Origin of the sequence: Kitasatospora sp. NPDC052868 (assembly GCF_044547105.1) — a bacterium.
In the GTDB taxonomy this organism is placed as follows: Bacteria; Actinomycetota; Actinomycetes; order Streptomycetales; family Streptomycetaceae; genus Kitasatospora.
Map to the genome: position 1 here is coordinate 253,489 of NZ_JBITZW010000006.1, position 13,288 is coordinate 266,776.

Genomic DNA, 13,288 nt, shown 5'->3' on the forward strand with positions numbered 1-13,288 from the left:
GGGGTGCGGAGCGGGTGTGGCAGGTCGGCCGGACCGGCACCGGGTTACGGTGAACGGCCGTTCACATGGCGGCGATGCGAGTATGCCTGATCAGGGCGCCGCCGTCACGACCTGCATGGAATCACTGTCCGTACTGGAGTGCGGGTCACCGTAGGGTTGCCGTTGTGGCTGCTTCCGAAATCCCCGAGACCGCCGCTTCGGCGCCCGCCCGCCCGGACGGCCTGACCCGGCTGGCCGGGGAGCTGCGTGCCCTGGCGCCGTCCTGCGGACCGGTCCGGCTGGTCGCGGTGGACGGGCACGCGGGCTCGGGCAAGACGACGTTCACGGCCCGGCTGGCGGGGGCACTGGGCGGGGCGCCGGTCGTCCACCTGGACGACCTGGCGACGCACGCCGAGCCGTTCGGCTGGCCCGGGCGGCTGCAGGCCCAGGTGCTGGAGCCGCTGGCGGCGGGGCGGGACGCCGCGTACCGGGTGTACGACTGGACGCTGCGCCGGTTCGCCGGGACGGCGGCGGTGCCGCTCGCCCCGGTGGTGCTGGTCGAGGGAGTCGGCGCCGGGCGGCGCGAGGTGCGGCCGTGGCTGGCCCGGCTGATCTGGATGGAGCTGGACGCCGACTCCGCCCGCCGACGCGGCGAGGAGCGGGACGGGCCGGCCCTGGCGGAGTTCTGGGAGGGCTGGGCGCGGGCCGAATCGGCGCATTTCGCCGCCGACCCGAGCCGTCCGCATGCCGGGACGACGGTGGACGGGGTGACCGGGCGGATCTCGCCGGGCACCGTCGGTGAACCTTCAACATGCCCTTGACCTGCGGTATCACCAGGACTTAGGTTCTCACCAGTTGCTCGATTAGTTGATCGCGCAACATCGGGCCCGGCATCCCCGGCTTGTTCCCCCGTGAGCCGGGGATGCCGCCCCCTTCTCCCGCCCCCGTGCGCCCGCGCCCTCGACCGGCGCCCCGGGGAGCCCAACGGACCGGCCCCCGATCGCATTTGACCCGGCGCGGCACCCTTCCGGATCAGCGCTGCGCCGGTACGATTCCTGGCAGGCGCATCTGCGCCCCGGGGGCTATCGACCACCGGCCGGATCTGCGCACCCGACCCGCCGGCCGAGCCCCGAGGCACACCGCGGGGGGCGTGAGTGGCGACGGTGGAAAGTTCCGACAGCAACGACACGGGCGGCGGCCACCCGGACGGTGACGGCGCGGTCGGCGGAGCGGGCGGCCAGGCAGGCGGCCCGGCGCCGAACCTGCTCGCCGACCGGGCCTGGCTGCGCGCCATGGACGCCTACACGGCGGGCGCGTACACCCGCGCCGAGGAGGAGTTCCGCACGGCCGTCCGGCTGGACCCGGGCATGGCCGACGCCTGGCTCGGCCTGCACGCCCTGCGCAGCGACACCTCCGGCGCCCTGCTCGCCATGCACCGCAACCAGAACCGGTTCGGCGAGCAGCGCCGGATCCACCGGCGGCCGCTCAGCTCCTGGTACTGGCTGGGGTGGTGGGTCCAACCCGTCCTGGAGGACGCCCGCGACCTCGCCCTCGCGCACGCCTCGCACTGGCTGGACGGGCGCCACCTGGCCCGGCTGGACCAGGCGTTGGAGCAGTGCCCGCCCGCCGAACAGGACCCGTCGGTGCGCTTCCTGCACGCCTGCCGCTCCTACCTGCTCAAGGACTGGGAGCAGTTGATCCGGGACACCGACCGCCTGCTCGACGACCAGCTGCTCGGCATCGAAGCCGGGCTGTTCGCCGGGATGGCGCGGGTCCGACTGGACATGTGCGCGCAGGCACAGGCCCCGCTGGCGGCCTCGCTCGCCCGCTGCCGCTCCGAGCAGCCGCAGCGCAAGGAGCTGCGCTACTGGCTGGGCCGCGCCTACGAGGGGGCCGGGCGCAGCGCCGCCGCACTGCCGCTCTACCGGGCGGTGCACCGGGCCGACCCGGCGTTCATGGACACCGCGGCCCGGCTCGCCGCGATCTCGGCCGAGGACGGCGTGGTCGACGCGCTGCTCGACTCCGCCGGGACCGGCCGGGAGGCCGGGCGCTCGGCCGGAACGGGGGCGGAGGACCCGTACGACCCCGCCGGGCTGGACGGCGACCTCGACCTGGACCCGTACGGCTTCCCGGAGTTCGCGGACGAGGAGGGCCCCGAGGCCGACCCGCAGCCGGCGCCGGCGCCGGAGGCGGACAGATCCGCCGAGGGGGCGCCGGGCGGCGGCCCCGAACCGGTGGAGGAGGAGAGCGCGGACGCGCCGCCGGAGGCCGGCGAGCGCTCCGGCCCGCCCCTCCCGACGGAGCAGCCCGCCGCGGCGGCGCCCGTGCCCGTGCCCGCCCGCGGCGAGGCCCCGCCCGGCAGCTTCGGCGGATACGGCGCCGAACGCACCGGAGACGACCGGGAGTTGGACGCCGCGCTGGCCGAACTCTCCCAGATGGTCGGGCTGGAGCCGGTGAAACGGCAGGTCCGGGCGCTCTCCGCGCAGCTGCGGATGTCCCGGTTGCGGGCCGAACAGGGCCTGCCGGTACAGCCGCCGAAGCGGCACTTCGTCTTCTCCGGCCCCTCGGGAACGGGCAAGACCACCGTCGCCCGGATCCTCGGCCGGGTCTTCCACGCCCTCGGCCTGCTCTCCGGCGACCACCTGGTGGAGGCCCAACGGGCCGACCTGGTAGGCGAGTTCCTCGGCCAGACCGCGGTCAAGGCGAACGAGCTGATCGACTCCGCGCTGGACGGCGTGCTCTTCATCGACGAGGCCTACAGCCTCTCCAACTCCGGCTACAGCAAGGGCGACGCCTACGGCGACGAGGCCCTGCAGGTCCTGCTGAAACGGGCCGAGGACAACCGCGACCGGCTGGTGGTGATCCTGGCCGGCTACCCGGAGGGCATGACCCGGCTGCTCGCCACCAACCCGGGCCTCAACTCCCGCTTCACCACCCGGGTGGACTTCCCCAGCTACCGCCCCGGCGAGCTGACCGCGATCGGCGCGGCGCTCGCCGGCCGGGACGGCGACGGCTGGGACGAGGACGCGGCCGAGGAGCTGGCCAGCATCTGCACCCACGTGGTGCGCGAGGGCTGGATCGACGAACTGGGCAACGGGCGGTTCATCCGCACCCTGTACGAGAAGTCCTGCGCCTACCGCGATCTGCGGCTCTCCCTGCTGCGCCGGCCGCCCGGCCGGGAGGACCTGGCGACGCTGCGCCTGCCGGACGTCGTCCAGGCGTACGGGGAGCTGATCGACGGCCGGGGCTGAGCCCGCTCCCGGCCGTCGAGGCGCCGTCCGGTCGGGACGGTCAGGCGCCCAGGGCCTTGGCCTCCTGCTCCGGGGTCAGGCCGACCACCCGACGGTCCGGGCGCTGCGGGGCGGTGCCGCCGACGGACTGCAGCCACTCCCAGGTGTCGGCGACCGTCTCCGCCAGCGGCCGGCAGCGCAGGCCGGCGGCCGCCGCCTTGGCCACGTCGGCGCGGTACAGGGTCTCGTGCAGCTCGCCCGGCGGCACCCAGAACGGGAGGTCCCACCAGGGCTCGATCCCGGCGTCGGCGATCGCCTCGGGCGTCGTCCAGCGCAGCTCGGCGTCGGAGCCGGTGACCCGGGCGCACTCCGCCAGCAGCTGGGCCATGGTGCCGTGCCCCTGCGGGCTGACCAGGTCGTACGCACCGTGCAGGCCGGCCGCGAGGGCGTCCAGCGTCCAGGCGGCCAAGTCCCGGACGTCGATGAACTGCAGCGCCAGATCCTGCGGGCCCGGGGCGAGCACCGGGCCGCCGCGGGCGATCCGGTTGAGCCACCAGGGCAGCCGGCCGATGTTCTCGTACCGGCCGACGATCAGCCCGGCGCGGGCGAACAGCGCGCGGTCGCCGAACGCGTCCAGAACGGCCAGCTCGCCGCCGCGCTTGGACTGCGGGTACGGCATCTCGCCGTCGTCCGGCGAGCCCTCGACCAGCGGCGCGCTCTCGTCGGCGTCGGCGGGCGTCGGGTACGCGTACACCGAGCGGCTGGACACGTAGGCGTAGCGCCCGACCCGGTCGGCCAGCAGCCGGGCGCTGTCGCGCACCGCCGACGGGGCGCCCGCCCAGGTGTCCACGACGGCGTCCCACTCCCCCTCGGCCAGTGCGGCCAGGCCGCCCTCGGCCGTCCGGTCCCCGTGCAGGGCCCGCACACCCGCAGGCGGCGCGTGCGTCCCCCGGTGGAAGACCGTCACCTCCCAGCCCCGTGCCAGCGCGTCCTCGGTGAGGGCGCGACCGACGAATTCCGTACCACCCAGCAGTAGAAGCCTCATGCCGACCACCCTGCCCGTTGGTGGTCGGCATGGGAACAGCCGACTGCTGAGAGCAGAATCGCTCTGAGCGGACACCGGGTCAGGCGACCGAGCGGTGGTCCGGGTCGTGCACCTCTCCGACCAGCTCCTCCAGCACGTCCTCCAGCATGACCACGCCGAGCGTGCGCCCGTCCCCGTCCAGGACGGCGGCCAGGTGGCAGGCGGCCCTGCGCATCGCGCCGAGGGCGTCGTCCAGCGGGAGCGTGCCGCGCAGCACCGTGATCGGGCGCCAGTGGCGGGCCGGGACGGGCAGGGACGGGTCGTCCACGTCCAGGATGTCCTTGAGGTGCAGGTAGCCGAGGTAGCCCTGGCCGGCCGGGTCGCCGTCGGTCACCGGGAAGCGCGAGAAGCCGGTGCGCAGCGCCAGCTCCTCGACCTGCGCGGCGGTCACCTTGGTGTCCACGGTGACCAGTTGCTCGGGCTTCAACAGGACGTCGGTGACCGGGCGGTGGCCCAGCTCCAGGGCGTCCTCCAGGCGCTCCTGGCGGCCCTGGTCGAGCAGGCCGGCGTCCCGGGAGTCGGCCAGCAGGTACATCAGCTGCTCGGTGGTGAAGACCGACTCCACCTCGTCCTTGCCCTCGACCCTGAACCGCCGCAGCACCGCGTTGGCGAAGGCGTTGAGGAAGCTGATCGCCGGGGCGAGCCAGCGGGCCAGGCGGTCCAGCGGCGGGCCGAGCCAGAGCGCGGCCTTCTCCGGGCCGGCCAGGGCCATGTTCTTGGGCACCATCTCGCCCATCACCATGTGCAGGAAGACCACCACGGCGAGCGAGATCCCGTACGAGAGCGGGTGCATCAGCCCGGCCGGGATGCCGATCGCGTGGAACGGGCCCTCCAGCAGGGCGGCGATGGTGGGCTCGGCGAGCGCGCCCAGGCCCAGCGAGCAGACGGTGATGCCGAGCTGGGCGGCGGCGAGCATCGCGGAGACGTTGGAGAGCGCGTGCAGCACGGTGCGGGCGCGCTTGTCGCCGGCCTCGGCGAGCGGTTCGATCTGGCTGCGGCGCACCGTGATCACGGCGAACTCCGCGCCGACGAAGAAGGCGTTGCCGAGCAGCAGCAGGAGGGCGGCGGCCAGTTGGAGCGCGGTCATCGGGTCCCGTCCTCGTGGTCGCGGCCGGAGCGGTGGCGCTCGCCGGTCCGCTCGATCCGCACCCGGCTCGTTCGGTGGCGGTCGACGGCCTCCACGGTGAAGCGCCAGCCGGGCAGCTCGGCCTGCTCCCCGGGGACGGGCAGCCGGCCGAGCAGGTCGGAGACCAGGCCGGCCAGCGTCTCGTACGGGCCGTCGGGGGCGTGCAGGCCGATCGACTCCAGCTGGCCGGTCCGGGCGCGGCCGTCGGCGGCCCAGACGGGCAGTCCGTCGACGGGCGGGAGCGGGACCAGCTCCGGGGTGTCGGCGGGGTCGTGCTCGTCCTGCACCTCGCCGACGATCTCCTCGACGATGTCCTCGACGGTGACGACGCCCGCGGTGCCGCCGTACTCGTCGACCACGATGGCCATCGGCTGGAGCCGGCGCAGCTGGTCGAGCAGCCGCTCGGCGGGCAGGGTCTCGGGCACCAGCAGCGGCGGCGAGACGAGCTCGGAGACCCGGACCAGGCCGCGCCGCGTGGGCGGTACGGCGAGCGCGTCCTTGAGGGTCACGGTGCCGGTGACCTCGTCCAGGCTGTCGGTGTAGACCGGGAAGCGGGAGAGGCCGGTGGCCCGGGTGAGGTTGAGGACGTCGGCGGCGCTGGCATCGCCCTGCAGGGCGGAGACGTCGACGCGGGGGGTCATCACCGACTCGGCGGTGAGGTCGCCGAGGCCGAGGGTGCGGACGAAGAGCGTGGCCGACTCCTCGTCTATCGCGCCGGCCCGGGCGGAGTGCCGGGCCAGCGAGACCAGCTCGGCGGGGGTGCGGGCGTGGCCCAGCTCCTCCTGCGGCTCGATGCCGAAGGCGCGGACCGTACGGTCGGCGGCGCCGTTGAGGAAGCTGATCAGCGGCCGGCAGGCGAAGGAGAACGCCATGTGTGGGGCCGCGACCGCTCGGGCCACCTGGAGCGGCCGGGAGATCGCCCAGTTCTTCGGGACGAGCTCGCCGATCACCATCTGCACGACGGTGGCCAGCACCATGCCGATGATCAGGGCGACGCCGCGGGCGGCGCCGTCGGGCAGGCCGATACCGGTGAGCACGGGCCCCAGCAGGACGGAGAGCGCCGGTTCGGCGAGCATGCCGACCACCAGCGAGGTGACGGTGATGCCGAGTTGGGCGCCGGAGAGTTCGAACGAGAGGTGCCGCTGGGCCCGGGCGACCCGGCGGGCCTTGGGGTCGCCGGCCTCGGCGGCGCGGTCCACCGCACCGCGCTCCACGGTCACGAAGGCGAACTCGGCGGCCACGAACAGGCCGTTGGCGAGGATCAGCAGGAGCGCCGCGAACAGCAGCAGCCAGGCGGTGATCACAGTGCCGCCTGCCTTCCGACGGGCGGAAGCGAGGCGGCGCAGGTACTACCGGACGGATCGTCCATCGAGGGGGTGTGTCACTCCTCAGGTCGTTGCGGGAGGCGTTTTCGGGCAGCGCGAAACGTTTGCCCTGCTTTTTCCAGCGTAGACGATACCCCGACGGGAGTCGGATCCCTGTTCGACCCGCGCTGCGGTCGGCGCGCCGGGCCGGGCTCAGGCGGGGGTTCAGGCGGGGCTCAGGCCAGGGTTCAGGCCCGGCCGCGGCTCTCGACCAGGTCGCGCAGGGCGCGGGCGTCCGCGATGGCCTGGGCCTTGCCGACGCCGGACTGGATGCCCACGGCGGCGAGCGAGGTGCCGTCCGCGAGGTCCAGCGTCGCCCACGGGTCGCCCTGGCGGAAGTTGACCCGGACGATCTCCTCCCAGGACAGCCGGCGGCTGCGGACGAAGTTGACCACCGTGATGCCGTCCGCGTCGGCGCTCACCCGGGGCCGTGCCAGCATCAGGCCGGCCGCCGCGAACAGCGCACCGCTGAGCGCCATCATGATCCGGTCGTTGAGCTGCCAGTTCTGCGGGAGCGCGACGGCGATCGCGGCGAACATCACGACCAGCAGCGCGCAGACCGGCAGCAGCACGGCCCGGGTGCGGCGCGGGGCCCAGGTGACGGGGAACTCGGCGGGGGTGGTCACGTGGGTCTCCGGTGGGGGTTGCCAGGGAACCGGCGGGGTTTCCAGGGAACGGGGCGGGGACGCTGTGCGCGCCCCCGCCCCCATTGAACCGCTGTTTAGCTCCGCGCCCGGAGCCGGGTCGCCGCTGTCAGAGCCGGCAGGCGTGGATGTTGGTCACCAGGATGGCCCGGGCGCCGATGCTCCACAGGTCGTCCATGATCCGCTGGGCCTCCTTGCGGAGCACCATCGAACGGACCGCGACCCAGCCCTCGGTGTGCAGCGGGGAGACGGTCGGCGACTCCAGGCCCGGGGTCAGCGCGACGGCGGCGCCGACCTGCTCGGCGCGGATGTCGTAGTCCATCAGCACGTAGCGGCGGGCCACCAGCACGCCCTGCAGACGGCGCAGGAACTGGTCGACGCCCGCGTCCTCCCCCGCGCCCTTCGGGCGGATCACCACGGCGTCGGAGACCAGGATCGGGTCGCCGAACACCTCCAGGCCGGCGTTGCGCAGGCTGGTACCGGTCTCCACCACGTCGGCGATCACGTCGGCGACGCCCAGCTGCACCGCGGTCTCCACCGCGCCGTCCAGCTTGGTGACGGTGGCCTTCACCCCGTGGTCGGCGAGGTGCTGCTCGACCAGGCCGGTGTAGGAGGTGGCGATCCGCAGGCCCTCCAGGCCCTGGACGTCCTTGACCTCCACGCCCTCCGGGCGGGCGAACCGGAAAGTGGAGCCGCCGAAGCCGAGCGCCAGTACCTCCTCGGCGTTGGAGTGCGAGTCCAGCAGCAGGTCGCGACCGGTGATCCCGACGTCCAGGCGGCCGGAGCCGACGTAGACGGCGATGTCGCGCGGGCGCAGGAAGAAGAACTCGACCTCGTTGTTCGGGTCGACGAGGACGAGCTCCTTGGGGTCCTTGCGCTGGCGGTAGCCGGCCTCATGGAGCATCTCCGCCGCGGGACCCGAGAGCGAACCCTTGTTGGGGACGGCGATGCGCAGCATGGAGGTCGGTTCCTTACCTGGTGGGGAGTGGAGTGGCACGTCGGCCGGTTCAGTCGGCCGGTTCAGAGGTACTTGTTCAGAGGTACTTGTAAACGTCTTCGAGCGTCAGCCCGCGGGCGACCATCATCACCTGAAGGTGGTAGAGGAGCTGGGAGATCTCCTCGGCGGTCTGCTCGTCCGACTGGAACTCGGCGGCCATCCAGACCTCGGCGGCCTCCTCGACGACCTTCTTGCCGATCGCATGGACGCCCTGCTGGACGAGCTGCGCGGTACGGGAGGACGAGGGGTCGCCGGTGGCGGCCTTCTGCTGGAGCTCGGTGAAGAGCTCCTCGAATGTCTTCAGAGCCATGATGGACTCACCTTACGGCGTGCGGGCTTACGGGCGGTAAACGGTCCCGGACCGTGGACAGTCCAATGGACGTCCACGGTCCGGGACCCGGTGTGCTGGTCGTACCGCCGGCTCGGGCGGGCTCGGGCGCGGCCGGGGGCTCAGGCGATCGAGCGGAGCACCGCGGCGGTGGCGACGGCCGCGGTGACGGCCTCGTGGCCCTTGTCCTCGGCGGAGCCGGGCAGGCCCGCGCGGTCCAGCGCCTGCTCCTCGTTGTCGCAGGTCAGCACGCCGAAGCCGACGGGGACGCCGGTGTCGACACTGACCTGGGTGAGGCCGGAGGTGGCGGCCTGGCAGACGTAGTCGAAGTGCGGGGTGCCGCCGCGGATGACGACACCGAGGGCGATCACCGCGTCGTAGCCGCGCTCGGCGAGCCGCTTGGCGGCGACCGGCAGCTCGAAGGTGCCGGGCACCCGGAGCACGGTGGGCTCGTCGATGCCGAGCTCCTTGAGCGCCCGGTGGGCGCCGTCCAGCAGCCCGTTCATCACCTGGTCGTGCCACTGGGCGGCGATCACGGCGACCTTCAGGCCGGCGGCGTTGTCGATGGTCAGCTCGGGGGCTCCGTGGCCGCTCATGTGCTGTTCCCTCTCGGTGGTCGGTACGGGGGTGTGGGTGCTTCAGGAGTCCTGGCCGAGGCCGGGCAGGTCGTGGCCCATCCGGTCGCGCTTCGTGCGCAGGTAGCGCAGGTTGTGCTCGCCGGGCGGGGTCTCGATCGGCTCCCGACCCTTGACCTTGAGGCCGTGCTCGGTGAGCGCGGCCAGCTTGTCCGGGTTGTTGGTGAGCAGGGTCAGCGAGCGCACGCCGAGGTCGCCGAGCATCTGCGCGCCGATGCTGTAATCCCGGGCGTCGGCCGGCAGGCCGAGGTCGAGGTTGGCGTCGACGGTGTCGCGGCCCTGCTCCTGCAGCTCGTAGGCGCGCAGCTTGTGGGCCAGGCCGATGCCCCGGCCCTCGTGGCCGCGCAGGTAGAGGACGACACCGCGGCCGGCCTCGGCGACCTTCGCCAGCGAGGCCTGGAGCTGCGGACCGCAGTCGCAGCGCAGCGAGCCGAACACGTCGCCGGTCAGGCACTCGGAGTGGACCCGGACGAGGACGTCCTCGCCGTCGGGCAGCCGGCCGTCGGCGTCCAGGCCGCCGGCCACCAGCGCGAGGTGCTCGACGCCGTCGATGGTGCCCCGGTAGCCGACCGCGGTGAACTCCCCGTACGCGGTGGGCAGCGCGGTGACGGCCGCCCGGTCGACGTGCAGTTCGGTGCGGCGGCGGTAGGCGATCAGGTCCTCGATGGAGATGATCGCCAGGCCGTGCTCGCGGGCGAACGCGACCAGCTCGGGCAGCCGGGCCATGGTGCCGTCGTCGTTGACCACCTCGGCGATGGCGCCGGCCGGCGCCAGCCCGGCGAGCCGGGCCAGGTCGACGGCGGCCTCGGTGTGGCCGGGGCGCACCAGCACGCCGCCCTCGACGGCGCGCAGCGGGAAGACGTGCCCGGGGCGGGTGAGGTCGCCGGGCTCGGTGCCGGTGGAGGAGAGCAGGCGGACGGTGCGGGCGCGGTCGGCGGCGGAGATACCGGTGTCGACCCCGTCGCGGGCGTCCACCGAGACGGCGTAGGCGGTGCCCTTGCGGTCCTCGTTGACCTGGGTCATCGGGGGCAGCTTGAGCCGGTCCAGCTCGTCGCCGGTCATCGGGGTGCAGATCACACCGGAGCTGTAGCGGATGGTGAAGGCCATCAGCTCCGGGGTGGCGGCGGAGGCGGCGAAGACGATGTCGCCCTCGTTCTCGCGGTCCTCGTCGTCGACCACGATCACGGCGCGGCCGAGGGCGATGTCGGCGATGGCCCGCTCGACGGGGTCGAGCACCAGGTCGAGCTCGTCGCCCGGGCCGGTGGCCTGGTGCGCGGTCGGGCCGGCGGTCTGGTGCGCGGTCTGCTGCGTGGTCCGGTTGGCGGTCATGCCGTGACTCCCTGCGGGACGGTGGCGGACGAGGTGCGCGGCTCACGGGTGCTCAGCCACCAGGAGCGCAGGCCGAGCAGCACCAGGACGAAGTAGATGGAGTAGGTGAGGCCGGAGAAGGCGTAGCCGCTGTTGAAGGCCAGCGGGACGCCGACCACGTCGACGGCGATCCAGGCGAACCAGAACTCGACCCAGCCGCGGGCCTGGGCGACCATCGCCGCCAGCGTGCCGACGAAGATGTACGCGTCCGACCAGGGGCTCCACGACAGGCTGGGGTTGGCCAGGAACAGCCAGGCCAGCGCGCTGGTGCCGAACGCGGTGCCGGCCACCAGCACGGCCCGCTCGGGCCAGGTGGCGAACCGTACGGAGATCCCGCCGGTGTCGCGGCGGCCGCGCTGCCACTGGTTCCAGCCCCAGGCGGCGGTGGCGACCACGATCAGCTGCTTGCCGATCAGGCCCGGCACATGGCCGTTCAGGTACGCGGTGATCAGCACGGCGCCGGAGAGCAGTTGGACCGGCCAGCTCCACACCGAGCGGCGCCAGCCGAGCGCCAGGGCGGACAGACCGAGCAGGTTGCCGATCATGTCGGCCCACTTCACGTGCTCGCCGAAGGCCGTGAAAGCGATTCCGCTGAGCCAGTTCACTGGGGGTCTCCGGCGATGGTGGTGGGGAGGGTACGGGACTCGAGCAGGCGCTCCACGTACTTGGCGAGGACGTCGACCTCGAGGTTGACGCTCTCGCCGGCCGACTTGGCGCCGAGCGTGGTCAGCGCGAGGGTGGCGGGGATGAGGCTGACGGTGAAGCTGTCGCGGGCGGCCTCGACCACGGTGAGGCTGACGCCGTCGACGGTGATCGAGCCCTTCTCCACCAGGTAGCGGGAGATGGTGGCGGGCAGCGAGAAGCGCAGCACCTCCCAGCGGAGGTTGCCGTCCGCGTCCCGCTCGCCCGGCTCGCGGGCCAACAGCGTTCCGGTGGCGTCGACATGGCCCTGGACGAGGTGCCCGCCGAGCCGTGCGCCCAGCGCCATCGCGCGCTCCAGGTTGACCCGGGAGCCGGGGGCGAGTTCGCCGAGGCTGGAGCGGTGCAGCGTCTCCGCCATCACGTCCGCGCTGAACTCACCGCTGTCCGCGGCCAGTTGCTCGGGGGTGTCGACAACGGTCAGGCAGACGCCGTTGACCGCGATGGAGTCGCCGTGGTGCGCGTCCTGACAGACCACCGGGCCGCGCAGACGGATTCGCGAGGAGTCGCCGATCTCCTCGATCGACACGACCTCGCCGAGCTCTTCGATGATGCCGGTGAACACCCGGGTTCTCCTCGCGCTTAGGGGCGCGGACTCCGGGGCGGCATGGGAGAGGACACGGACGGGCACGGGTGCGCGAGCCGACCGGGCGGGCCCGTCGTCGCGGTGGCCGGCTCCCCTGAGGAGGGGTGTCGGACCGCCGGGAGGGATCCTCCCGTCGCACACCTTCCCGAAGTCCACCGGGGGACCACGGGCACTGCTCTTCGTCCGCCGCGCACACCTCCCATCCGGACTTTAACCGTCGGTCCAGGAATTTCACCTGGTCAACCGGCCGCTGGCTGCGGACGGGTCGCGGACTGTAACCGCCGGTTCGGATTTTCACCGACCCCGGAGTGCGCTGAACGTCACTGCTACTTCTGACGTCATTGTGCCATGGTCCGCGCAAGCCCAGGGAGAGGCTTCCACTGTGGTCTGTTTCACGCGACGGCCGGGAATGCGCCGGGGTGCGCTCCGCCGCGTCCCGCCTTGCCGCGGGCGGCACTCCGGGCTCCGGCATGCCACCACCTCGGCGGGGCGCCGTCGTTGCAGCTCAGCGGCGTGGTCGCCGGTGCGGTGGGCGGGGATCCGGGCGCTCGGGCCGTCCCGGGCGTCCGTGCGCACCGGGCTGCGGGCGTAGCGGGGTTGGGCGTCCGGATCCAGCATTCCCGGAGTACCGGCGGGAGGGCGGTGGACGGTCGGTGGAATCGGCGGGGTGGGGCGGTGGCGGGTTCCTTGAGGGGCGCCTTGCGGCCTCCGTGTCCTACCCGGCGGGTTCCTTGACGGCTTCCTTGACGGCTTCCTTGACGGCTTCCCTGGCGGGTTCCCTGTCGGTGTCCGGAGGCGTCCCGCGTGGACGGCGGCACGGTGGGCGGCGCACCCTGGAAGGACAGCAACCCGAGCGGGCCCGGTCGGGGCGGGCGGGCACGCTCCCCGATCAGGAGGTACGAGGACGATGGCCAAGTTCATGGACGTCCACCACGGGATGACCGGGATCACCGGCGAGGAGCTCCGCAAGGCTCACCAGGCCGATCTGGCGATCGAGGAGAACGAGGGCGTGCACTTCGAGCAGGCGTGGGCCGACCCGGAGTCGGGCACCGTCTACTGCCTCTCCGAGGCGCCCTCCAAGGAGGCCGTGCAGCGCGTCCACGAGCGCACCGGCCACCCGGCGGACGAGATCCACCCGGTGCCGCTCATGGTGTGAGCACGCTCGGTGGTTGTGGGCGGGCCCGACCGGGCCCGTCCGTGTGCGGACGGACCGTGACCGCTCGATCCGGTGCCTGCGACCGCTTCGGA

At 73.3% G+C, this 13,288-nt stretch carries 13 protein-coding genes and 1 riboswitch; of the genes, 3 read left to right on the forward strand and 10 right to left on the reverse strand.

Going from position 1 to position 13,288, the window contains the following annotated elements:
- The first annotated feature begins 164 nt into the window (after nucleotides 1–164).
- Nucleotides 165–800, forward strand: a complete 636-nt coding sequence (locus ACIGZJ_RS13400; protein ID WP_396457303.1) for a uridine kinase — start codon at nucleotides 165–167, stop codon at nucleotides 798–800.
- A 471-nt stretch (nucleotides 801–1,271) separates the two neighbouring features.
- Nucleotides 1,272–3,230, forward strand: a complete 1,959-nt coding sequence (locus tag ACIGZJ_RS13405) for an AAA family ATPase (RefSeq protein ID WP_396457385.1) — start codon at nucleotides 1,272–1,274, stop codon at nucleotides 3,228–3,230.
- Between the two features lie 40 nt (nucleotides 3,231–3,270).
- On the opposite strand, the gene ACIGZJ_RS13410 is transcribed toward ACIGZJ_RS13405, so the two are convergent.
- From ACIGZJ_RS13410 to ACIGZJ_RS13455, 10 genes are all read right to left on the reverse strand, one after another.
- Nucleotides 3,271–4,254 (reverse strand): NAD-dependent epimerase/dehydratase family protein, encoded by a 984-nt coding sequence (locus ACIGZJ_RS13410; protein WP_396457304.1) that lies wholly within the window; start codon nucleotides 4,252–4,254, stop codon nucleotides 3,271–3,273.
- 79 nt (nucleotides 4,255–4,333) lie between these two features.
- Nucleotides 4,334–5,380: a hemolysin family protein gene (locus ACIGZJ_RS13415; protein WP_396457305.1), complete on the reverse strand. Its 1,047-nt coding sequence runs from the start codon at nucleotides 5,378–5,380 to the stop codon at nucleotides 4,334–4,336.
- The gene (locus ACIGZJ_RS13420; RefSeq protein ID WP_396457306.1) at nucleotides 5,377–6,723 is read right to left on the reverse strand and encodes a hemolysin family protein; all 1,347 of its coding nucleotides are present in this window, start codon (nucleotides 6,721–6,723) and stop codon (nucleotides 5,377–5,379) included. Before ACIGZJ_RS13420 ends, ACIGZJ_RS13415 begins: the two co-directional genes overlap by 4 nt.
- Nucleotides 6,724–6,971: 248 nt before the next feature.
- Entirely contained in the window at nucleotides 6,972–7,409 is a 438-nt protein-coding gene (locus tag ACIGZJ_RS13425; protein ID WP_396457307.1) for a PH domain-containing protein, read from the reverse strand.
- 127 nt (nucleotides 7,410–7,536) lie between these two features.
- A complete protein-coding gene (hisG, locus tag ACIGZJ_RS13430) occupies nucleotides 7,537–8,385 on the reverse strand; it encodes an ATP phosphoribosyltransferase (RefSeq protein WP_387942749.1) in 849 nt (282 codons plus the stop codon).
- Between the two features lie 76 nt (nucleotides 8,386–8,461).
- Complete coding sequence (locus ACIGZJ_RS13435; protein WP_387942747.1) at nucleotides 8,462–8,734, reverse strand: phosphoribosyl-ATP diphosphatase; 273 nt, start codon at nucleotides 8,732–8,734, stop codon at nucleotides 8,462–8,464.
- A gap of 140 nt (nucleotides 8,735–8,874) precedes the next feature.
- Nucleotides 8,875–9,348 carry a 6,7-dimethyl-8-ribityllumazine synthase gene (gene ribH / locus ACIGZJ_RS13440; protein WP_396457308.1) on the reverse strand — a complete coding sequence of 158 codons (474 nt, stop codon included), beginning with the start codon at nucleotides 9,346–9,348 and terminating at the stop codon, nucleotides 8,875–8,877.
- Nucleotides 9,349–9,390: 42 nt separating this feature from the next.
- On the reverse strand, nucleotides 9,391–10,716 hold the full coding sequence (locus ACIGZJ_RS13445) for a bifunctional 3,4-dihydroxy-2-butanone-4-phosphate synthase/GTP cyclohydrolase II (protein WP_396457309.1): 1,326 nt from the start codon (nucleotides 10,714–10,716) through the stop codon (nucleotides 9,391–9,393).
- Nucleotides 10,713–11,360, reverse strand: a complete 648-nt coding sequence (locus ACIGZJ_RS13450) for a nicotinamide riboside transporter PnuC (protein WP_392934454.1) — start codon at nucleotides 11,358–11,360, stop codon at nucleotides 10,713–10,715. Before ACIGZJ_RS13450 ends, ACIGZJ_RS13445 begins: the two co-directional genes overlap by 4 nt.
- Nucleotides 11,357–12,019 (reverse strand): riboflavin synthase, encoded by a 663-nt coding sequence (locus tag ACIGZJ_RS13455; protein ID WP_392934452.1) that lies wholly within the window; start codon nucleotides 12,017–12,019, stop codon nucleotides 11,357–11,359. The genes ACIGZJ_RS13450 and ACIGZJ_RS13455 overlap by 4 nt, the downstream gene beginning before the upstream one ends.
- A gap of 208 nt (nucleotides 12,020–12,227) precedes the next feature.
- A riboswitch (FMN riboswitch) is annotated at nucleotides 12,228–12,355 on the reverse strand.
- A 592-nt stretch (nucleotides 12,356–12,947) separates the two neighbouring features.
- Here ACIGZJ_RS13455 and ACIGZJ_RS13460 point away from each other — a divergent pair.
- Nucleotides 12,948–13,196, forward strand: a complete 249-nt coding sequence (locus ACIGZJ_RS13460; protein WP_396457310.1) for an SCO4226 family nickel-binding protein — start codon at nucleotides 12,948–12,950, stop codon at nucleotides 13,194–13,196.
- The last annotated feature ends 92 nt before the right edge of the window (nucleotides 13,197–13,288 follow it).

Coding starts and splice junctions, on each gene's coding strand:
- ACIGZJ_RS13415 (WP_396457305.1), bottom strand. CDS start 5,380: ATGACCGCGCTCCAACTGGCCGCCGCCCTCCTGCTGCTGCTCGGCAAC.
- ACIGZJ_RS13445 (WP_396457309.1), bottom strand. CDS start 10,716: ATGACCGCCAACCGGACCACGCAGCAGACCGCGCACCAGACCGCCGGC.
- ACIGZJ_RS13410 (WP_396457304.1), bottom strand. CDS start 4,254: ATGAGGCTTCTACTGCTGGGTGGTACGGAATTCGTCGGTCGCGCCCTC.
- ribH (WP_396457308.1), bottom strand. CDS start 9,348: ATGAGCGGCCACGGAGCCCCCGAGCTGACCATCGACAACGCCGCCGGC.
- ACIGZJ_RS13460 (WP_396457310.1), top strand. CDS start 12,948: ATGGCCAAGTTCATGGACGTCCACCACGGGATGACCGGGATCACCGGC.
- ACIGZJ_RS13405 (WP_396457385.1), top strand. CDS start 1,272: ATGGACGCCTACACGGCGGGCGCGTACACCCGCGCCGAGGAGGAGTTC.
- ACIGZJ_RS13435 (WP_387942747.1), bottom strand. CDS start 8,734: ATGGCTCTGAAGACATTCGAGGAGCTCTTCACCGAGCTCCAGCAGAAG.
- hisG (WP_387942749.1), bottom strand. CDS start 8,385: ATGCTGCGCATCGCCGTCCCCAACAAGGGTTCGCTCTCGGGTCCCGCG.